At 69.1% G+C, this 20,756-nt stretch carries 15 protein-coding genes, 1 tRNA gene and 4 pseudogenes; 7 read left to right on the top strand and 13 right to left on the bottom strand.

Annotated features, from left to right (window positions below; translation table 11 throughout):
- Positions 1–33 precede the first annotated feature (33 nt).
- The 4 genes and pseudogenes from KGD87_RS10900 to sitA5 form a co-directional block, all read right to left on the bottom strand.
- Positions 34–615: an imm11 family protein gene (locus tag KGD87_RS10900; RefSeq protein WP_284667401.1), complete on the bottom strand. Its 582-nt coding sequence runs from the start codon at positions 613–615 to the stop codon at positions 34–36.
- Between the two features lie 9 nt (positions 616–624).
- A pseudogene (locus KGD87_RS10905) lies at positions 625–936 on the bottom strand (AHH domain-containing protein); the annotation flags it as partial.
- Between the two features lie 106 nt (positions 937–1,042).
- Positions 1,043–1,432, bottom strand: coding sequence for a hypothetical protein (locus KGD87_RS10910; protein ID WP_350101691.1), 390 nt, complete (start codon positions 1,430–1,432; stop codon positions 1,043–1,045).
- A gap of 1,102 nt (positions 1,433–2,534) precedes the next feature.
- Positions 2,535–3,569, bottom strand: a pseudogene (sitA5, locus tag KGD87_RS10915) (SitA5 family polymorphic toxin); the annotation flags it as partial.
- A gap of 203 nt (positions 3,570–3,772) precedes the next feature.
- Between sitA5 and KGD87_RS10920 the strand changes: the two are divergent.
- Positions 3,773–3,952: pseudogene (locus KGD87_RS10920) on the top strand (DUF2381 family protein); the annotation flags it as partial.
- Between the two features lie 32 nt (positions 3,953–3,984).
- Here the strand turns inward: KGD87_RS10920 and KGD87_RS10925 are convergent.
- Positions 3,985–5,401: pseudogene (locus KGD87_RS10925) on the bottom strand (ISKra4 family transposase).
- 105 nt (positions 5,402–5,506) lie between these two features.
- On the opposite strand from KGD87_RS10925, the gene KGD87_RS10930 reads away from it, so the two are divergent.
- On the top strand, positions 5,507–6,262 hold the full coding sequence (locus KGD87_RS10930) for a DUF2381 family protein (RefSeq protein WP_284668614.1): 756 nt from the start codon (positions 5,507–5,509) through the stop codon (positions 6,260–6,262).
- 11 nt (positions 6,263–6,273) lie between these two features.
- A complete protein-coding gene (locus tag KGD87_RS10935) occupies positions 6,274–6,774 on the top strand; it encodes a hypothetical protein (RefSeq protein WP_284667403.1) in 501 nt (166 codons plus the stop codon).
- A gap of 97 nt (positions 6,775–6,871) precedes the next feature.
- On the opposite strand, the gene KGD87_RS10940 is transcribed toward KGD87_RS10935, so the two are convergent.
- Positions 6,872–6,946, bottom strand: a tRNA-Thr gene (locus KGD87_RS10940).
- A 336-nt stretch (positions 6,947–7,282) separates the two neighbouring features.
- Here KGD87_RS10940 and KGD87_RS10945 point away from each other — a divergent pair.
- Positions 7,283–8,833 carry a Glu/Leu/Phe/Val family dehydrogenase gene (locus KGD87_RS10945; RefSeq protein ID WP_350102005.1) on the top strand — a complete coding sequence of 517 codons (1,551 nt, stop codon included), beginning with the start codon at positions 7,283–7,285 and terminating at the stop codon, positions 8,831–8,833.
- Between the two features lie 96 nt (positions 8,834–8,929).
- Here the strand turns inward: KGD87_RS10945 and KGD87_RS10950 are convergent, their stop codons facing one another.
- The gene (locus tag KGD87_RS10950) at positions 8,930–9,289 is read right to left on the bottom strand and encodes a PilZ domain-containing protein (RefSeq protein WP_176412092.1); all 360 of its coding nucleotides are present in this window, start codon (positions 9,287–9,289) and stop codon (positions 8,930–8,932) included.
- Between the two features lie 167 nt (positions 9,290–9,456).
- On the opposite strand from KGD87_RS10950, the gene KGD87_RS10955 reads away from it, so the two are divergent.
- Positions 9,457–10,098 (top strand): DUF6066 family protein, encoded by a 642-nt coding sequence (locus KGD87_RS10955; protein ID WP_284667405.1) that lies wholly within the window; start codon positions 9,457–9,459, stop codon positions 10,096–10,098.
- A 12-nt stretch (positions 10,099–10,110) separates the two neighbouring features.
- Here the strand turns inward: KGD87_RS10955 and KGD87_RS10960 are convergent, their stop codons facing one another.
- The 6 genes from KGD87_RS10960 to KGD87_RS10985 all read right to left on the bottom strand — a co-directional run bounded on the left by KGD87_RS10960 (position 10,111) and on the right by KGD87_RS10985 (position 16,239).
- A complete protein-coding gene (locus KGD87_RS10960) occupies positions 10,111–11,544 on the bottom strand; it encodes a trypsin-like peptidase domain-containing protein (protein WP_284667406.1) in 1,434 nt (477 codons plus the stop codon).
- A gap of 95 nt (positions 11,545–11,639) precedes the next feature.
- Entirely contained in the window at positions 11,640–12,269 is a 630-nt protein-coding gene (locus KGD87_RS10965) for a nucleotide exchange factor GrpE (RefSeq protein WP_284667407.1), read from the bottom strand.
- A gap of 79 nt (positions 12,270–12,348) precedes the next feature.
- The gene (locus KGD87_RS10970; RefSeq protein WP_095959442.1) at positions 12,349–12,594 is read right to left on the bottom strand and encodes an RNA polymerase sigma factor region1.1 domain-containing protein; all 246 of its coding nucleotides are present in this window, start codon (positions 12,592–12,594) and stop codon (positions 12,349–12,351) included.
- Positions 12,595–12,706: 112 nt separating this feature from the next.
- Complete coding sequence (gene ftsH / locus KGD87_RS10975) at positions 12,707–14,728, bottom strand: ATP-dependent zinc metalloprotease FtsH (RefSeq protein ID WP_284667408.1); 2,022 nt, start codon at positions 14,726–14,728, stop codon at positions 12,707–12,709.
- Between the two features lie 175 nt (positions 14,729–14,903).
- A complete protein-coding gene (locus KGD87_RS10980; RefSeq protein ID WP_284667409.1) occupies positions 14,904–15,830 on the bottom strand; it encodes an SdiA-regulated/phytase-like domain-containing protein in 927 nt (308 codons plus the stop codon).
- Position 15,831: 1 nt separating this feature from the next.
- Complete coding sequence (locus KGD87_RS10985; protein WP_176415125.1) at positions 15,832–16,239, bottom strand: (deoxy)nucleoside triphosphate pyrophosphohydrolase; 408 nt, start codon at positions 16,237–16,239, stop codon at positions 15,832–15,834.
- Positions 16,240–16,506: 267 nt separating this feature from the next.
- On the opposite strand from KGD87_RS10985, the gene KGD87_RS10990 reads away from it, so the two are divergent.
- Positions 16,507–16,743 (top strand): helix-turn-helix domain-containing protein, encoded by a 237-nt coding sequence (locus KGD87_RS10990; RefSeq protein ID WP_013940940.1) that lies wholly within the window; start codon positions 16,507–16,509, stop codon positions 16,741–16,743.
- A gap of 146 nt (positions 16,744–16,889) precedes the next feature.
- Entirely contained in the window at positions 16,890–20,657 is a 3,768-nt protein-coding gene (locus KGD87_RS10995; RefSeq protein ID WP_284667410.1) for a serine/threonine-protein kinase, read from the top strand.
- Positions 20,658–20,756: the final 99 nt, after the last annotated feature.

The following is a 20,756-nucleotide window of genomic DNA, read 5'->3' on the forward strand; positions in this document are numbered from 1 at the left end:
CACGCACGCTCGCCGAAGGAACACGACCGACCGTCAATGGAAGTCGGGAGCCTCTGTCACGCGCTCGAACGACACGCCCAGGTTGCCGGCCCGTTCGAGCGCGTCCTTGACTTCCTCTGAGACGATGAACGCGGTCTTGAACTTCTTCAGCCGAAAGACATGCGCGCCTTCAGTCTTCGAGGGGTCGATTCGCAGTCCGTAGATCCAGTTGTACTCGCCTGGGTAATCAGGGGACGGTTCGTCATAGTGATGCACCTCCCGGCACCGTGCCTCGTCAATGGCATCAACTACCTTGATTGCATTGACGACAAAGTACTGCCCGGACTCTCTCTCAATCGACACCGGAAAGAGCTGAACATCGTCGGGAGCCAGCGTCCTGAAAACGTTCGCGAGTGCTTCGCTGACGATGGGAGTTCCCTCTACTCCTGCGAACACGAACGCGCGCTTCATCCCGGGATGTGAGATCTGGGCCTTGATGGGACCAGAATCTGGAAGGACGCGCCCATCCGCGAACATCCAAGGCTCGTCAAACGCCTCACCAGAATCCCGTATCGGCGTCTCAAGAAGCCACTGCGGCACATCACCAAGTCTCACCCAATAGAAGTTCCGTTCCACCCTACCCTCCTACTTCACGATGAAGCTGCGCAATTCTGATCCCGGTGTGAGCAACTCATCTGCAATCTTCGCGAGTTCCTTCATCAAACTGGCCCGGCAGCTCCCCGTCGTTCGGCAGCGTGCAACAGAACGATTGAGGCGCAGCAGCACCTCATTGTGATAAAATTCAGGATGAGGCCCATCGTGCCCATTGAGCCGCACCTTGTTTGCAGCGTCCTCAAGAGTCATTCCGGCCTTCTTGAAGACCTCCTCGCACCTCGGCGTCCAAGGCCCTCCGGCAGGCCTGATGCGTTCTCGGGTGTCTGCGATTTCGTGAGGAGGCCGCGTGAGAGTGAGGCGCGGTGCGGCAAAGCTTCGCCGTTCGGCCGGGGCGCCGTGCGCATGGAGGAGAGTGGCGGCCAGAAGCGGAGGGAGGGCCGGCGAGCCCTCAGTCCGGTGTGGCCAATGCCGTCTGTCGTCGTCCATGGACGAGGCTGTCGCGCAGCAGCTCGCACGCGCGTGTCCACTCCACGAGGTGACGGCCTTGCGGAGGCAGACGCGTTCTGAAGCAGGCGAGCAGATTGAAGGCCATCGCCCGCAGCCAGGCCACCACCTCCAGGGCCGTGCGCGTTGGGCGGCAGGGCTGGCGCGCGTCCTCGCCCAGCACCACGTCCAGCGTCCAGTTGTGGCGATTCTCAATGCCCCAGTGCACCCGCACCAGCCGCAGCAGTTGGTGGAAGTTGAAGACGGTGGTGTCCAGCGAGGTGACGAAGTAGCGGTAGTCCTCCGCCCGGAGGTTGTCCTCGTCGTCCCAGTGCTGCTGACGCACCAGCAGCAACGTGCGCGCTCCAGGAAGTCCACCTCGTCGGGCGTCAGCGCGTGCGTCCACAACTCGCGCACCACTGTCTGCCCATGCGCCCGCTCCTCGGTGCGCGAGCGGGCTGGGCACTGCTTGGAGGCGATGGCCCGCATGGCGTACTCGTGAAGGGTGGGCTGGTTGGCCTTCAACCCGAAACAGTAGTGCTTGCCCAGCTCTCGCACCAAGGCTGCATTCTGCGCGGCCGTCAGCCCCGCGTCGGCCGTCACCACCCCAAAGTGCTCGCCAAAGGCTTCCACCACCCGCGGAAGCAACTGCCGGAAGGCCGGAGACTCACCCTCCTTGGCTCCGATGAATTCCAAGTCCAGGCAGGGCGCCGCCAGCGCACTGGTGAGCACGGCCCGCAGCGCGCCCAGTCGCCACAGTGCGCGGCCCTCCTCGTCGTTGGCGACGGCCTCCAGCCCCTCCACCTCGCCCTGGTGCGTCGTCCACAGGCTCTTGCCGTCCACGCTCACCACGCCCAAGGGAAATGGCAGGCGGGGGGCGCTCGAATCCTCCAGCACCTCGCACGCCTGGGCCCTCAACGTCTCCCGCAGGCCGTCCGTCTGCTGCTTGCGCAGCAGACGCCAGAGCGTCGAGCCCCTCACCGAATGCGGCAACTCCAGTCGCTTGCGCGTCCGCGCTCCCACATCCCCCGCCAGCTGCGCGGCCTGCTTCAACCCTTTCTTGCCCACCGCGAAGCCAGCCACCACCAGCCCCAACAGGCCCAGGTGCTCATGGCGGGTGCCACGCGCGTCTCGCGGGTCCCTCACCGCGTCATCCCACTGCAGGCGCGCCTGTCGCAGCACGCGCCGCTGTTGTCCTCGAAGTCCACCCATGCTCGACTCCTTCTCGCCCCGGTCCACGCGTCTCGCGGAGCGGGGCATAGGGGGGATGGGGCTCGCCGGCCCCGTCCCTCCGCCTCCGGCTGCCGCGCTCAGTTTCGAGCACAACCCACCCGCCAGGGGGCGATCATCCAGGGCACCCGTCAGGTGGTGCACGAATCCGCTCACCCCTCCCGCGCGCAACCCCGCGACCCGACGACCCTTCTTCAAATCCGACCCCGAGAAAACGCATCAGGCCTGGGCCCTCCGGTAGTGTCAGCAAGGGTGTTCTTGTTCGTGCAGATGTGATGGACCGGCCCTTCGTCATCTCCCGGATACCGCCCTTCCCCGTACATCGCCAAGGCGGCAGCGGCCCCGGGCGCCAGGGCAACGTTCAGCACACCCGCAGCGGGAAGCGCGATGGACGTGACGTCGCCGCTCATCGCCGCTCCGAGCTGAAATCCCGACTCAGCCTGCGCTCGAAGCGCGGCTTGAGGAAAACCCGGGAGCTTCGGCCCCTGGGCCGCCATCGCGTTCTTTCCACCAAGCGCCGTCATGACGACAAGCACCAGGACGCGCGTGCCGTTCGTCCCCAGCACCCTCCCGAACCGATGCCCGATGTCTTGTAGCTCGATGACGCTCATCGCCGTCCCCGCATCATCCCACAACCGGACGAATCCGCGCCCAATCTCCCAGACGGGCACCACGCCCAGGTAGGCCACCATCGCCGCCGTCAAGGCCACGGCGATGACCTTGGTGACGGGCTCGGGCAACGCCAGCGTGAGGAGCAGCGCCAGCGCGGCCGATGTCACCATGGCCTTCAGCGCCACCGGGTTCAGCACCTTGCCGACCTCGACCTCGACGCTCTCCCATACGGTGTCGAGCGCGAAGGACAGCGCCATCAACGTCCGGTCCTTGCGCGAGAACGTCAGCCCCGTTCCGCCCACCAGGGTCAAGCAATCGTCCCCATCAGGACAAATGCGCGAGGACAGCGTCTCCAGCGAACCGCCCGAGCCTGAATCGACGATGCCTTGGGAGGACGCCAGCAGCGATCTGGACCGAGACCACCCGAGCTCGTCCACCTCATCAGCCTCTCGGAACGCGACGTCCATCCGCAGATCCAGGATGAGGCGCGTGAGGGCGGACTTGAACTCGTCCTCACTCACCTGAACCGGGTCAACATGCACCGACTCGTGGACGACTCGCTGACCATTTCCAGCATCGATATGGACAACGCGAGTGGTCGCGCACCCCGTCGAAAGAAGCAGCAACGACACGACTGCAACCCATCTCATGGCATCCCCCGAAGGTGCCCCTGGGAATCAGGACGCGCAGCAGCCTGGCTTTAGAGTCTGACAACTTCAGCGGAGTTCGCGCGGCAGTCCCTACTACACGCATTTGAACGAAAGTTCCATACCCCTCAGGTTGCACTGCCTTTCAGGCAACAATGAGTGAAGAGTGGATTGCCTCACCACGCTCCTGGTAGGTTGTCCGCACCATGGGACCTACCCAATTCACAAGGTCTATCCTGACTTTCGTAGCGCTAGCGACGTTGAGTGCACAGGCCGCCGACCACGCTCGGCGGTCCATCCTGCTCTCCAAGCATCCGGCGAACGGGACCCACTCCGTCTACGTGAAAGGGCAGGTCATCACGACGTTGCGCTTCGAGCAGCCCGTTGACCCGAGTAAGGGGTGTGGCTCTCGTACTGATCACGCGGCGCATTGCACCTCCGCGCGCTGCGACGCGAGCGTGAGGTTCATGGCGGAATCCCAGCGGTCCGAGAGCACCAGGGCGCGCAGGTCCAGGATGTGCTGGCCAGACGCCTCCTTCCAGCGGGCACCTGGGCGCTTCATACGCAGGGCGACGAGAGACTTGCAGGTGGCCTCCACGTTGCCGCTGCCGATGGGCAATCCCAATCCCCGTGCCTCGGCGTAGTGCATCCGCTCGCCATGGTTCTCCAGGTAGGTGAGTGCCTCGTGCACCGGTCGCCGGTCTGCGAGGACAATGTCCCGCTTGCCGGAGGCGTGCAGTGCACTGGCGATGGTCCACACCGCCCCAGGCGTGTTGAGCAGGAAAGCTTCCACTTCTCACACAGCACGGAGGCGTGCGGCTGCCCTGCAACCACGAGGGCTGCGGACCCGAGCTTCTCCATCAGGTGCCAGAAGTCCACCAGACGCACCACTTCGTCGGCCGCCGGGGCGTGAGCGGCGAGGGCCTCGTCCAGCAACGCGTGCAACTCGGGAGCGCCATCGGTGAGGACGATGACATGCAGTGCGGGCTGTCTGGAAACCAGCGCATGGACATCGCGAGCCAGGCGCTCGGCCAGCGCACGGCAATCGCCCTGGGGCATCCGCCCGTAGCGGAAGGTGCCCAGCGCTTCGCCGTGGGCGTCGTGGAAGGTGAGGCAGGCGGCGTAGGCCATGCGCCAGACGACGTCCACCGGGCGCTTGGGCGCGCCCTGACGAGGCCGCCCCACGGGGCGCTTCTTCGGCTCCTGCATGGGCACCGCCACCCGGTCCATGCTGACGCTCACGCTGTGCGTGCCTCCGGGCGATTGCAGGGCCTCTGCCAGCGCGGCCTCCACCCGGGGCCGCTGGTGGCCGTACAGCCCGCCCACCTCGTGGCCCACGCGCTCAAACGAAGCGCGGCAGTAGGGCAGCACGCTCAACTGGCGCGCCGTCGCTTGCGCCTCGCGCGAGGTGCCACGGGCCAGCAGGTACGCCATGGGCACCGCGGCCTCGGGTAACCAGCCGTCGGCCACGCACCCGGCACGCATGCTGACGGTGTCCACCGTGGGGCCGTTTCTCACCCCACCTGCCGGTAGAGGCTGCGCTCTATTTCGACGGGGCCTTGCCGCGTCTTGTACGTCGCCGTGTACCGGCCGACTCGGGCGTGGACCTGGCCCGCGAGGTGGAGGCGGGGCTCGTCGACGTCGTAGCCTCGAAGCAACCTCCGCTTCGCATCGCGCTGCAACGCCTCGGCTGCCTCGTCGATGGCCTCCAGCGCGCCGTCCGGGTCCACCTCCCCGAAGCTCTGACCCTCCTTGGCCTCCCGCCGCAGCTTCGCCTCCATGCGCTTGAGCAACTGCGCGACTTCCTCCGGTACATCGAGCGTTACCTTGGGCATGGGCACACCTCCTTTGATGCAACCCACTGGAAGCCTCGTACTGTGCTGACGAGCAGGTCCCCAACCGCTCGATTCCCCGTCAGCTCATCCAACGCTCAGGATCGGATCCAGACCCCGAGTAAGACGAAGATGATCGGCTGGGAAGGTCGGCTGGAACCACTCACGGTGGTCCGCAACAAGATCATCCTGGAGCCCATCCGGGATCTCGACCGCGATGAGGGCATTCCGTTGGTCGTGACCCTGACGGATGGCACGGAGGTCCCGTTCCTTGTGAGACCACCTTGGCCGAAGAGGGAAAATGATTGGGCCCCGATTCTCGACCAGCAGATCGACGTGTTCGAGAACCGGGACAGCTACGCCTCGATGCACGCCGCGCTGGTTGATGCGCTCAAACAGAACGACGCCCTGACCGAAGAGAACGAGCGCTACCGCAAGGAGGAGACCTCGGAGGACCACGCCTTGGCCGCCCTGCTCGCGTCGGGGGCGGTTTCGCAGACGCCGTTCAAGGTCGTGGACCGCTTCATGAACAAAGACACCGATGCTGAGATTGCTGGGCAGGTGTACCAGGGAAAGGGAAAGGCCGCTGTCGTCTTCAAGGTCAAGAACCTTGCCCCAGACCAGCCTTGGAGCGTGCAGCGGGTTCGGCTCGCCACCCTGGGTACAGGCCAGGAACGAACCGTCGCCGTTCGCACGTCCGTCCGCGCAATCACGCCCGGCGGGTCCGGGGTGCTCGCCATTGTCGCGGACGGTGGCGCATTCGAGGACGAAGGCGCGTTGACCAGCCTCTGGCTGGAGGTCTACCGGCACGATGGTCTGCGGCAAACATTCGTCCAGCTAGATCCGGCCCTCATTGCGCGTTAAGAGCGAGCAGCATGGCCTCCACCAAGTTCGCGCTCCTGGGCTGCGCTGTCGTGCTTGTCGTGTCCTCCGGTTGCCCCGGCTCCGCGACGGGAGGTGTCTCTATCCGTCCCGATGGCAGCCCGGGGCCACAGGCGTGCCCCGAGAAGTCACGGGAGGTGATGAACTACCTCCGGATGTTCGTGGGAGAGTCCGCTTGGGTGCAACTCGACGCGAACCAGACCCGGGCGCGGCCCATCACCTTGTACGACGGGAACATCGAGAGCGTGCTGGACGAGAACCTCGGGCTCCTTGAAGCACCCGCTCGGCTCTATGGCCGCGTGTGGACAGGCGGCCCCCAAGTCGTCATCCGCTACCATGCGGCCCAACCGATGAATGGCGGAGATCAGGTGCCCCTCTGCGCCGTGGCTCGACTTGGATTCGGGCAGCTCCGAAAGCACCCGGAGTCCAAGCCAGGGACCGCCATCATCGATTCGCCCCGCGCAGGGGTCTACATCGTGGACGAGTTCCGGTGAGGAAGCAGGGCCGCTGAACGTGTCGCGGCCCCCGCGTTGATCGCCGCGGCAAAGAAAAAGGGCTGGTTGCTTGAAGCAACCAGCCCTTCTCTCTTCTTGGAGCCGACACCCAGGCTTGAACTGGGGACCTACTGATTACGAATCAGTTGCTCTACCGCTGAGCTATGTCGGCGCGACAGGTGCGCGGGGAGTACCATGGCGGCTCATGACCGGCAAGCAGAAATGAAGGCAGGAACGCACCCGCCCCGCCACCCCGCCCGTTTCCGCGCGCCCGCATCGTTGGTTTTCCAACCATCCCCACGGTTGACCACCCTGACACGGATGACACACCGCGTCTGTCGCCGCTGACACATCGCGTCGCGATAAGTGCCCGTTATCTTTCCAGATTCTCGTGAGTGGACGGGTGCTTGGCGCGGTTGAACTCTCGGAGCGCCTATGCACATAAGGGCGCCGCTACCCCTACGTGCCTCGCCCACGAGCGGCGACGCGACAAGGAGCATCTTCCGTCATGGCCAGCGAAGAGAATTTCATGCGTGCCCCGGCCCCTACGCCCAAGCGCACCGTCTACACCGAGGCGATGGAGATCTTCCATCGTGCCGCGGACCTCATCGCGCTGGACAAGCGCGTCCGCCTCGAGCTGGAGGAGCCGGACTACGAGCACATCTTCTACGTGACGGCGAAGCTGAAGGACCGCCTCGTCCCGCTCTCCGAGGAGAAGGCGCGGACCTTCTCCAACCTGCCCGAGACGCAGGTGCGCAACAAGGAAGGCCTGGAGCTGCTGGCCAACGGCAACATCATCCTCAACGGCCGCGCCCTGCTGGGCTCGGACGTGGACATCCGCCAGGGCCACCTGCGCCTGCCCGACGGCAAGGTGTACCAGCTGGTCCCCGGTGAGTCGCAGCGCTTCAAGGCCTACCGCGTGCAGCACAACCAGGCGCGCGGCCCCTACAAGGGCGGCCTGCGCTACCACCGCGAGGTGTCCCTGGACCTCTTCAAGGCCCTGGCCGCGGAGATGACCTGGAAGACGGCCATCTCCGAGGTCCCCTTCGGCGGCGGCAAGGGCGGCATCCAGATTGACCCGCGCGAGTACGGCCGCGAGGAGATTGAGGCCATCACCCTGCGCTTCATGTACCGGCTCAAGAGCATGATTGGCCCGGACATCGACATCCCGGCGCCGGACGTGGGCACCAACCCCGGCATCATGGCCCTGCTCTACCGCCAGTACTCGGACGGCGAGCGCGAGCGCCACAACCTGCGCGGCATCGTCACCGGCAAGGACGTGCGCATCGGTGGCTCCGAGGGCCGCAACAAGGCCACCGGCCAGGGCGTCGCCTTCTGCATCGAGGACTACTACGCCGACCGCGGCGAGTCCGTGAAGGGCAAGACGTTCATCCTCCAGGGCTTCGGCAACGTGGGCAGCCACGCCGCCAGCATCCTGGCGCAGATGGGCGGCCGCCTGCTCGCGGTGAACGACGCCGACGGCACCATCTTCAATGGTGACGGCATCGACGTGGCCGCGCTCTCCGCCTACGTGCAGGACCCGAAGAACCTCAAGCACAGCGTGCTCGGCTTCCCGGGCGCCCAGCGCATTGACAAGAAGGACCTCTGGGAGGTCCAGGCGGACATCCTGGTCCCCGCGGCCCTGGGCGGCGAAATCACCGCCGAGGTGGCGGAGCGCCTGCGCGTCAAGCTGGTGGCCGAGGGCGCCAACGGCCCCACCACCCCGGAGGCCGACCGCATCCTGGAGAAGCGCGGCATCGAGCTCATCCCGGACATCATCGCCAACGCCGGCGGCGTGACGGTGAGCTACTACGAGTGGATTCAGAACAAGCGCATGGAGCGCTGGAGCGAGGCCGAGGTCGACCAGCGGCTCGAGCGCGCCATGAAGCGCAACTACCGCATCATCCGCGACATCTCCCGCAACCAGCCGCGCAAGACGGAGATGCACGACAGCCGCCAGTACTGCATCGGTGAGACGGTGGACACCCGCTGCGCCGCCATGATTCTCGCGCTCAAGCGCATCGAGGCCCACTACCTCCTCGAGGGCTTCTCGCAGTAGCCCCGGGCACGCAGCCCACCGCTGGAAACACGAAGGGCACGGTCCTCCTTCTGGGAGGCCGTGCCCTTTCGTTTGTTCCGGGCCCCGGGGAGGACGTCAGTGCATCACCCGCTCGCGGTCCACCAGGAGCAAGGGCGCGTCGTCCTGCGTCTCATAGGCCACGATGCGCAGCCCCACGCCGCGGCTGCTGCCCTCGCGCCCGTCCTTGCGCCCGAAGGCCAGGGCCACCTGGTAGCGGACCTCGCACAGGCACGTCATCTCCGTCCCGTCCTCGCCGGCGAAGGTCACCTTCAGCTTCTCACCCAGGCCCACCTGGTCCCGGACCTCCACGAACATGCCCCGCGCGCTGATGTTGCGGCCCACACCCCGAAGCATCCCATCCTGGGTGGTGAGGTAGACGGTGAAGGCCTTGTCGAAACGGAGGTGGGACCGGCGCTCGTGAGGACGCTCGAACATGGGGGTAGCTCCCGGAACAGGTGGTGACAGGCGCAACCTACACGGTAGCCAGATGTAGGCAACTTCTTCACCTACATCCACCCCCACACACCCATGTAACGGGTGCCGGATGCCTTCCGACATGGCACGATTCCGGGCTGACCCCCTGTTTCCCGGAGACCCCGCTCGTGAACCGCATCCTGCTCGCCGCCGCCTTCCTCCTCGTGCCCGCGCTTGCCCTGGCGGACGCGGACCCTCGCTTCGCCAGGCTGCGCGACGAGGCCGAGCCCCTGGGCGGGCTGGGAACCTTCCTGGACAAGTACGTGGGCGCCTGCGACGGGCCCTTCGTGGACTCGCAGTGCAAGGCCAACGCGGAGGCGTTCCGGAAGAAGTACCAGGGCAAGCGGCTGTACATGATCGTCACCGAGGACGACGCCACCATGCTCAGCCCGGGGCCCTATTCGCCGGGCACGGGGGAGTACAGCATCAACATCACCCCGTTCTTCCCCGGCGGCGGCTCGGCGCTCACCCACGGGGCGCCCAAGAAGACGGACGCCAACGGCAACCCCATCCTCCCCTACCTCACCGTCACGGGTGACATGCCGGCGGGGTGGAACCTGCAGATGTTCAACCGCCTGTTCTCCACGCGCTCGGTGCGGGCGCAGATTGTCTTCACCCCGCAGAGCGTGTGGAGCCTGCCCAAGAAGGGCGGCGGGAAGAGCCACGGCGTGACGGCGCGCATCGAGGCCATCTTCCTCACCGAGGGCCGCAGCGGGCAGCCCATGGGCCTGTGGCTCAACGGCCAGGACGCCAAGAAGAAGAAGCGCTAGCCGGGCGGCCCCTCACCGGGCGATGGCGATGTACTGGAGCGCCTCGCCCCGCTTCACTCGCAGGAGGATGCTGGCCCCGGCGCTCCCCTTGCCCAGCGCCGCGCGCACGCCGGCCGCGTCCTTCACCCGGCGGCGGTTCACCTCCGTCACCACGTCCCCCGCCCGCAGGCCGGCCGAGTCCGCCGGGCCGCGCGGGGTGACACCCGATACCAGCACCCCGGACCAGGCCGTCTCCCCCAGGGGCGCGGCCACCTCCGGCGTGAGGTCGCGAATCACCAGCCCCAGCTCCTCCTCGCTGGCCGTCCGCTGGATGAGCCCCTCGGTGGCCTCCTGCGCGGGACGCGCCACCAGCCGCACCGTCACCTCCTGCGTCTGGGTGCCACGCGTCAGCGACAGGCGCGCCTCGGTGCCCGGCGCCAGCAGCGCCACCTTGCGCAAGAGCTGCAGATAGGAGCCGATGGGCCGCCCGTTCACCGCCACCAGCCTGTCGCCCGGGCGGATGCCAGCGGACGCGGCGGGGCTGCCCTTGTAGACGTCCTTCACCAGCGGGGCCCGGCGCTCACCCCCACCGCTGCTCCCGTCCTCATTGATGACGACGCCCAGCCACCCGCGCTCCAGCTTGCCGTTCTCCCGGAGGTTGGGCAGCAGCTCCTTCACCAGGTTGCTGGGGACGGCGAAGCCAATGCCCTGGCCCTGGCTGATGATGGCGGTGTTCACCCCCACCACCTCGCCCTTCATGTTGAAGAGCGGCCCACCGGAGTTTCCGGGGTTGATGAGCGCGTCCGTCTGGATGAAGTCGTCGAACTGGCCCACGCCCAGCACGCGCTCCTTGGCGGAGATCATCCCGTGCGACACGGAGTGGTCCAGGCCGAAGGGGTTGCCAATGGCCACCACCCAGTCGCCCACGGCCATCCGGTCCGAGTCCCCCAGGTAGACGGCGGGCAGCTCGCCCAGGTCCACGCCGCTGAGCCGCAGCAGCGCCACGTCCGTGGAGGCGTCACGGCCCACCACGGCGGCGGCGAACTCGCGGCCATCCGCCAGGCGCACGGCGATCTGCTGCGCGCTGGCCACCACGTGGTTGTTGGTGACGACGAGCCCGTCGGGCGTCAGCACGAAGCCGGAGCCGGTGGACTTCTTCATCCCCTCCAGGCCCCCGGCCCGGGGCCCCACGGTGGTGATGTTGACGACGCCCGCCTCCACCGCGCGGATCAGCGGCGCCAGCGAGGACGGGGGCACGAAGTCGGGGATGCCCGGGTCTCCGTCGGCGCGCTCGCGCCACAGGCCCAGGCCGCCCGCCTGGCCCTCCACACCCGCGGCCTGCGCGGTGAACCACGCGGCATGCTCGCGGGCCCGCGCGGCAAGCCACGCGTCGAGAGGACCCTCGGCGGCCGCCGCGACCGGGACGAGCGCCAGCACCAAAGACAGGGAGAAGAATCGGGAGAGCACGGAGTGGCAGCTTACACATCGGACCAGGGTCGAGCGGACTCAACAGCCTGGCCCGGCGCCCCCTTCCCGAGACGGGGGCGCCCTGGACGGCGGCGTCAGGCCTGGGCGGGGGCGATGTACTTCGCCACCTTCACCCGGGCCGGACGGATGACGCGCTCCTTCAGCCGGTAGCCCGCGCGCAGCTCGGCGACGATGCGCTGGTCCTCGTCCGGCGAGGCGGTGATTTCCATGTCCGCCGCCTCGGCCAGGTTGGGGTCGAAGGTCTGCCCCACGACGTTGAAGCGCTCGATGCCCGTGTCCTGCGCCTTGCGCAGGAGCACGTCGCGGATCATCCGGACGCCCTCGGCCAGCGGCGAGGTGTCCTGCGCGCTGGCGGACAGGCACCGGTCCAGCTCGTCGATGGCCTCCAGCAGCGTGACGGCCACGTTGCCGCGCTCCACGTCCAGCATGCGCTCACGCTCCCGCGTCACGCGCTGCTTGAACTCCTCGCGGTCCTTCTCCGCGGCCTGCACCGCGCGGACGGCGGTGTCGAACTTCTTGCGAAGCGTCTCCAGCTCCGCCACCAGTCGCTCCCGCTCCGCGTCCTGACCGGGAGCCGCGTGCTCCTCCGGAGCCTGCTGCTGGGAGGAAGACTCCTCGGCGGCGGAAACAGGCCCCTCTCCGTTGGCGGAGGGCGGCTGCTGGGGGGCTTCGGTGGCTGCGTCGGTGCGGGTGTTGCCGGCCATGTCGAACCTGAGGCGATGGTGGGTGTCGCTGCTGACCGGAACCTAACCGCGAGACGGCCCCTGTCAACGCGGGAGCGAGCTAGTGCTCCTGCGGCGCGGCGGGAGACTCGGCCATGAAGCCGTGGTCCACCTGCCCCGTCACCTCGTCGACGATTTCCACCTGGGCGGCCCGCAGCGAGTAGTAGAGGAGCCACCGCTCCGCCGCCGTCAGGGTTCCCGCCGGCAGCGCCTCCTCAATCTCCTGAACCGTGAGCCGCCCCTCCTTGAGCCCCTTCGCGAAGAGGGCCTTGCGGGCCACGTAGCTCTTGCCGATCCTGTTCTCCACGGCGACGCCTCCTTTCTCCTGAAGATAATTTCGCCCACCGGCCACCGCAGGACGTCGCGGTGGCGGTGGGCTTCGGGTCGGCTGGAGGGCAGGCGCCCAGCCAGCCGAAGGCTCAAGAGTCGAGCGCGTCCGAGTGCTGCGTGGGCGGCGTCTGGTCGTCACTGCTCCCGACGTCCACCGGGTGCGCGGAGATGACCTGACGCGCCTCCGGGTGCAGCAGGCCGCGCTGCGCGAACACCTTGGGACCCAGAATCGTCACCATGGTGTCCTCCTCCACGACCTCCACGGCCAGGAGCCGGGCCGCCAACGCCTGGACCCTGTCCTTGTGGGTGGTCAGCACCTGGCGGGCCCTGTCCAGCGCTTCACTGACGAGCTTGCGCACCTCCTCGTCAATCATCCGCGCCGTCTGCTCGGAGTAGCTGCGCGTCTCCGGCATCCCCGCCGAGCGGAGGAAGCCCGGGCCATGGTCCGCGCTCAGGGCCACCGGGCCCAGCGTGCTCATGCCGTAGTCCCGCACCATCATCCGGGCCATCTCCGTGGCCTGGCGGATGTCGTTGGACGCGCCGGTGGAGATTTCCCCGATGAAGATCTCCTCCGCGGCCCGGCCGCCCATCATCCCCGCCATCTTGTCGCGCAGCTCGTCCAGCGACATGAGGTAGCGGTCCTCCAGCGGCAGCGACATGGTGTAGCCCAGCGCCGCCAGGCCGCGCGGGATGATGGACACCTTCGTCACCCGCTCCGCGTGAGGCATCATCCACCCCACCACCGCGTGGCCCGCCTCGTGGTGCGCGACAATCTCCTTCTCGCGCTCGTTCATCCGGCGGTTCTTCTTCTCCAGACCGGCGACGACCCGCTCGATGGCCTCCTCGAAGTCCGCCCGCATCACCGCGTCGCGGTTGCGGCGCGCGGCCAGGAGCGCGGCCTCGTTCACCACGTTGGCCAGGTCCGCGCCCGCGAAGCCCGGGGTGCGCGAGGCAATGGCCTTGAGGTCCACGTCCGGGCCCAGCTTCACGCCCTTGGCGTGAATCTCCAGCACCCGCTCCCGGCCCCGCTTGTCCGGCCGGTCCACCAGCACCTGCCGGTCGAAGCGGCCCGGACGCATCAGCGCGCTGTCGAGAATCTCCGGGCGGTTGGTGGCCGCCAGGATGATGAGGCCCGCCCGGCTGTCGAAGCCGTCCATCTCCGCGAGCAGCTGGTTGAGCGTCTGCTCACGCTCGTCATGTCCACCGGCCACGCCCGAGTTGCGGCTCTTGCCAATGGCATCCAGCTCGTCGATGAAGATGATGCACGGCGCCTTCGCCGTGGCCTGGGCGAACAAGTCACGGACTCGCGCGGCGCCCACGCCGACGAACATCTCCACGAACTCGGAGCCCGACAGGCTGAAGAAGGGGACGCCCGCTTCACCCGCCACGGCCCGCGCCAGCAGCGTCTTGCCCGTCCCCGGAGGGCCCACCAGCAGCACCCCCTTGGGGATGCGCCCGCCCAGGCGGCGGAACTTCTCGGGCGTCTTGAGGAACTCGACGATTTCACGCAGCTCGTCGACCGCCTCGTCCACGCCGGCCACGTCGTTGAAGCCCACGCCGGTGTCGGCCTCGGCCTGCACCTTGGCGCGCGTCTTCCCGAAGCTCATGACGCTCTGCGGGCCCTGGCCCATGCCACCGGCCACCCGGCGCATCATGAAGCTCCAGAAGAGGAAGAAGATGCCCAGGGGCAACAGCCATATCCACAGCGCATCGCCCAGCCCGGACTGCGGCACGGCCTCGAACTGGATGCCCTTCTGCTCCAGCAGCGGCACCAGCCCCTCGTCACCCTCCACGCGGTAGGCCATCCACGGCAGGGCGCTCGGCTCGCCGCGCAGCGGGCGCTCCCCGTTTGCTGGAGGAGGCGGCTGCGCCGTGTCCTTGAGGAAGCCCTTCACCCACTCGTTTGAAATCTGGACCCGGCTGAAGTTCCCGGCCTCCACCCCGTCGCGGAACTGGCTGTAGCTCACACGCCGCACGCCCGCGTCCTGGAAGACGTTGCGGAACAGCAAGAAGCCCAGGACGAGCAACAGGATGTAGCCCAACGGTGAGCCGAACTTGAACCCCTTCCCCGTTGGCGTTGGCTTGTCTGTCTTCTTTCCGCGTGGGCCCATCCCAGGCGGCAAATCCTGTGGCTTCATCGTCGGCACGCTCGACCCTCCCCCTCCCCCGCACACGCGGACACCGCGACCGCGAGGCGTCTTCCCTGGCGGGCCAAAGATGTTCACCGTTGCCATACCGTCAACCCGCCAGGCGGGCTTCACGGTGTGTGCGGGCCCTTGCGGCGAATCAGCGACACCCGATCAACCACAAGGGTTGGCCAGTGAACTCCGTGCCCAACAAATAGCCGTTGCCGTCTTGCACGAAGGTGATGGCTTCTGCCTGGGCCTGGCTCCCGCTCGGGACCTCGACGAGCTGTCCTTGCAACAGGTCCTCCAGCCGCGCGGCGCCGGGGCGGCGCAGCTCGTACGCGCGCGAGTAGGTGCGCAGCAGCAGCCGCTCACCGGACGGGTGCAGGGAGGCCGCGGTGGTGGCCCGGTCCATTCCCAGCGGCGCCGTCAGCGTCCCCAGCTTCCGGGCCTGGATGGCGGTGTCCGCGCGCAGGCCGTCCAGCGCGAAGACCTCACCCAGGGAGTCCAGCGTCTTGGTGATGACGGCCAACCTGCCGGAGCGGGCGTCGATGATGACCGACTCCGCGTCGCGGGGCCCGTCCGGGTACATGAAGGGCAGCACCTCCACCGGCACCGTGGCGTCCTCGAGCGCCTCCGGTTCGGGCAGCCGGTAGAGCCGCACCTGCTCCCGGCGCGAGAAGTTGTCGCCGATGTCCGCCAGGTAGACGCAGCCGCGCGACGCCCCCGGGGCGCAGGGCCCCACCGTGACGGCCTCGATGTCGCGCGGGGTGGCGCCAGTGAGCGTCAGCCGGGCGAGGATGGCCCCCTTCGCGTCCATCGCGAACAGCTCGAAGCCGTGGCCGGAGTCGTTGTGCGCCCAGAAGGCGCCCACGTGGCGCTGGCTGGCGGCCAGGCCGGAGAGCTCGGGCAGCACGTCGGGCACGGCGCCGGACTGCTGGGGTTCGCTGTAGAGCGCGCACCCCGGCACGCCCTGGGCCGCGACCTGGTTCGTCGCCTCCGGTGGGGGCGGCGCGGGCGGCGGCTTGGAGCGGGAGCACGCGCCCAGCACTCCGGCCAACAGCGCCAGGAGGAGACGGCGCGGCACGTCAGCTGTCCAGGTCGAGCAGCTTCGCCAGCGTCTTGGCGTCCGCGTCCGGGAAGCGGTACGCGGACATCTCCTCCAGCGTCACCCAGCGGTGGTCATGCACGCGCAGGTGCTGGACCTTCTCCGAGGGCCGCGACAGCCGGCAGTGGAAGACGCGGAAGTCGATATCGTAGTTGGGGTACTCGTGGTGGGTGTGCATGGCCTGACCCAGCACGTCCACCTCCACGCCCATCTCTTCCTGGATTTCCCGGGCGAGGGCCTCGGCGTCCTCTTCGCCCTCCTCCACGCGCCCGCCGGGGAACTCCCACAGCAGAGGCAGCGACGCGGTGGGGGGGCGCTGGGTGATGAGGTAGCGCCCCTGCTCGTTCTGGAGCATCGCACCGACGACACGGACCTGACGGCGGGCCATTCGCTTCTCCTCTTTCTGGCGGAACACCGGGGGAGGGGCGAACTAACACAGCCCTCGCCCGGCGCCAATGCCGCAACCCCCGTCTCCCAGCCTGCGCACGTCCGGACCGCCCGGCCACCCTCCCCCTGAACCGCACAATCGCCGCCGACGCCCGGGGGGCTTGCCCCGGCTGCCCGCCCCCCCGGGCAGTGTTCGGGGCCATGCGCCAGCGCACCGGCATGTGGTGAATTGGATGACGAGAACGCGAGAAGGCGTCATGCTCGGCCCATGACGACGAGTCGTAGGGAAAGGGCCGAGGTGCTCGGAGCGGCACTGAAAGCCGCCCGCCAGCAGGCGGGGCTCGGCATGGAGGAGGTCGCCGAGCAACTGGAAATCCCCGTGGAGGTGCTCGCTCGGGTGGAACGGGGGGTGATGGTGCCGACCATCCCCACCCTGACGCGCCTGTGTGTGATTCTGAAGCTGGACCCGGATGTGCTGCCCGAGCTGCCGGAGATGAGTGACTGACGTCCGGGCGTGGCCGTCCAAGCTCCCGGCCCCGAGCTCCCACGCCCATGCGCTGCCCTACCTGCCATCGCCGTGTGGCTGAGCGCTGTGCGCTCCACGGCCCGGTCGAAGCGCGTGCCCCAGGCCCCTTGCCGGAGCCTCCGGAGGTGGCTGGCTACGTCCTGGGAGCGCCGCTGGGGCGCGGTGGGTTTGGACGGGTGTTCGCCGCGCGGCATGAAGTGGATGGGCAGGACGTCGCGCTGAAGGTGTTGGAGCCGCTCGCGGGAGAGCGGCTGGGTCGGGAGCTGGAGGCCCTGCGCCGCATCGGCCCCCCCGCCGTGCCAAGGCTGCTGGGCGAGGCCACGACGCGCGCCGGTGAGCGGGTCATCATCATGGAGCGCATCAAGGGCCTGACGCTGGCTCAGCGGCTGATGACGCTGCCGGGCGCCGGGGCCCTGCCTTGGGCGGATGCGGCTCCGCTGATGCGAGCCCTGGCGGAGGCGCTGGCCCAGGTCCATGCCGCGGGCGTGGTGCACCGGGACCTGAAGCCGGAGAACGTCGTGCTGTCCGACGAACGGCTCGTGCTGCTGGACTTCGGGCTCGCGCGGCTGACGGCCCAGGATGATGCGGAGGGGCTCTCGCCGGGACTCACGCGGACGGGGCAGCGGCTGGGAACCCATGAGTACATGTCACCCGAGCAGTGCCGGGACGCGCGGAGCATCGACGCGCGCGCGGACCTTTATGGGCTTGGGGTCATGTTCTTCGAGCTGCTGTGTGGGCGGCCTCCCTTTGTCGGAGAGGCGGCGGCGGTGCTCCAGGCGCATGTCTCGCGGCGGCCTCCGGCGCTACGGACGCTCGCGCCGTGGCCTGTGCCCGCGGCGGTGGAAGCACGGGTGCAGCGGCTGCTGGCCAAGGCGCCCGAGGACCGGGGTGACAGTGCGCGGTCGCTGGCGGAGGAGCTGCGCGGGCTTCATGACGCTGGAGATGTGCTGGGCATGCCGGCGACACACGCTCACCACGCGACGCCCGGGACGAGCACAGGCCCGTCAACCGCCGTGACACCCGACACCCGCCGAGCGATTCACGAGGTGGCGCTCCTGGGCGTGAAGTCGTCGCTGGATGCACCGGCCTTGCAGGCCCACCTCGCGGGGAGTGGCGTCCTCCTCGCGCGCGTGGAGCCGGGCCTTTGCCTCCTCGCGTTCCCCCACGAAGCCTCGGTGGAAGCCGGGCTGCGCGCCGCGCTCCGGGCAGCAGAGGTGCTGAGCGCCGCCCTCTCCCCCCACGCAACGCTCGCGCTTCATTCCGCGCCGCTGCGCATCCGCGAGCGTGCGGGCCGGCTGACCGTGGGGGGCGCGGCGGTGGAGCGCCCCGAGCGGTGGTGGCCATCGCCGGACGCCCCCCTCACCACGGCGTCCGTCACGTTGACGGCCAGTGCCCGAGCGCACCTGGGCGACCTGCCCTACAGCACGCCGCGGGGGGCCGCGCTGATACCTCCCGACGTCCTCCTGGGCCGGGACGCGGAACGGCAGTGGCTGCGCGAAGCCCTGTCGCGCGCGCGGGCCCAGGGTTCGCCCGTCCTGCGCACCCTCCTGGCGGAAGAAGGACTGGGCAAGACGCGCCTGCTCACGGCGTGGTGGAGCGAGCTGGAGGGCATGCCCGGCGTCTCCGTGCGCTTCGTCGAGGCGCTCCCCGATGAAGGCAGCGCGAGCGAGAGCGGGCTGCGAAGTCTCATCACCACCGTCCTCGGCCTGCCCTCACAGACGCCCTCGGATGAAGCCCTGCGCCGGCTGCTCGCGGACGCGCGTCCCCCGGTGGACGTGGGCTCCGTGCACCCTGCGGCGCGCAGGCAGTGGGTGGCGCGGGCCATCGCCACGCACCTGTGGCGGCTGGCGGCCGCTCAGCCCCTGGTCCTCCTGGTCGATGACGCGCACACGCTGGACCCCACGGCCCTGGACGCATTGGAGCTGGCGACGCTCTCCGGCGAGGGCGCCCCGCTGTGCGTGGTGCTCGCCGGCCGGCACCGGCTGCTGGGCCTGCGGCCCTACCTGGGCGAGCGCGCGCGAGACGCCGAGCAGCAAGAGCTCTCTCCCCTCCCGGAGCACGACGCGCGCGAGCTGCTTCGCCAGTTGCTGCGCCCGGTGGACCTGATTGCCGAAGGCGTGCTGCGCGAGCTGGTGGAGCGCTGCGGAGGCTCGCCGCTGCGCATGATGGAGACGGTGCGTGCCCTCCGCGGCGCGGGCGCCATCCGGACCCGTCCGGATGGGGGGGGCTACCTCGCGGCGGACGCGCTGAACGGGCTGGCTCCGGACCGCCCGGGCGCGGATGAGCGGCTCGCCGAACGCAGCCTCGCGGCCCTGCCCCCTGGCCTGCGCGCCCTGCTCCAGATAGCGGCGCTCCTGGGAGACGACGTGCGGCTGGAGGAAGTCACCGCCACGCTCGCCCACCTGGAGGCGGACCCGTCCCTGGACCTGTCACTGGACCCGGGCGTCGCGCTGGAGCGGCTGGCTCGCGCGGGCATGCTGGAGCCCCGAGGGCCGCGACGCTGGCGCTTCGAGCACACCACCCTGCGCGAAGCCTTCACCGCGCTGCTCCCGCCGCCCCTGAAGCGGCGCATCTGCGCGGCCGTCTTGCGCGCCCTGCCCGCCACGCCCACGGCCCGAAGGGCGCGTCTGGCCGAGTCCGCTGGAGATTCCCTGCAGGCCACGTCCCTCCACTGGGGCCTGGCCGAGGCCGCTCGCCACGCGCACCGGCTCCTGGAGGCGGAGCGGCATTATTCGGCCGCCCTGTCGCTGGTGCATCGCGACGAGGAGGCCGTCCGACTGGAGCTGCTGTCGGGCCGAGGCCGCGTGCGCTACCGCCTCCAGCGCATCGACGACGCCGTGGAGGACCTGCGCTCCGCCCGCTTGCTGGCCGAGGCCCACCGCGACGTGGTGCGCGAGGCGGACTTGCTGTTGGAAGAAGCCACCGCCCTCGACTGGCAGGACGACGCGACAGGCTCCACCGCGCTGCTGGAGCAGGCCCTGCAGCGCTTGAAGGACGACGTCCCCCCGGAGCTGGCCGCGCGCCATGCCCTGGCGCAGGCACGCGTCTTCGTGCGGCAGGAGGACATCACCGGCGCGGTGCCCGCGCTGGAGCGAGCCGTGGAGGCCGCGCGGTCCGGGGAGGACTCGGAGACGGAGGCCATCGCCCTGGCCATGCTGGGCGCGATGCTGGCGTGGACCGACCGGCTGGACGAAGCCTCGCGCCGCTTCGACGAAGCCATCGCCCTGTGCGAGGCCACCGGCGACACCCTGCACCTGGGCGTGGCCCTCAACAACCGGATGGTGCTGCATGTCCAGCGCCGGGACGCGGCGGGCGCTCGCGCGGACCTGGAGCGCGCGGTGACGCTGGGGCGCGAATTGGGCAACGTGCAGATTGAGCGGACCTCCGCCTTCAACCTCGCGCTGCTGCTCGGCTACCAGGGCCGGGCCGCGGAGGCCTTGCCCCTGGCGCGGCGGGCCGGAGTGCTCAGCCAGCGCTTCTTCCCCCGGTCCATGGCCCAGGATGCCCTGCTGGTGGCGCGCCTGTGCTGCGAACTGGACGACCTGCCCGAGGTCGCACGTCAGCTCGCCTGGCTCGAGGAGCCGGACACGCGGGAGCGCCTGTCACCTCCGGACGCGCTGATGCTGTCCGTGGTCCGGCGCGTCGTGAGCGAGGCGCAAGACGCCCTCCCCTACGGCGCGGAGCCCTGGGCAGCGCTGGTGGAAGCGTCACGCCAGTTGGCCACGCCTGACGAGCGGCTGGAGATTCTCGTCTGGGCGGCACGCGCGGCGCGCAAGGCCGGAGACCTGGTGACGCTGCGGGCCCGCGTCGCGGAGGTCGAGGAGACCGCACGCGAAGCGCCGCTGTGGACGGACCGCGTCCGCGCGCTGATGGCCCCAGCCGACAGCCCATGACGTGGCGGCCGCGCCCGCTCCCGGGGCCGTGAACCGTGTTAGCACTGGGGGTCGCAGCCAATGAATCGGAGGGACGTCCCATGGCCGGTGGGCCCCCAC

Source organism: Myxococcus sp. SDU36 (assembly GCF_030168875.1).
GTDB classification, from domain to species: Bacteria; Myxococcota; Myxococcia; order Myxococcales; family Myxococcaceae; genus Myxococcus; species Myxococcus vastator.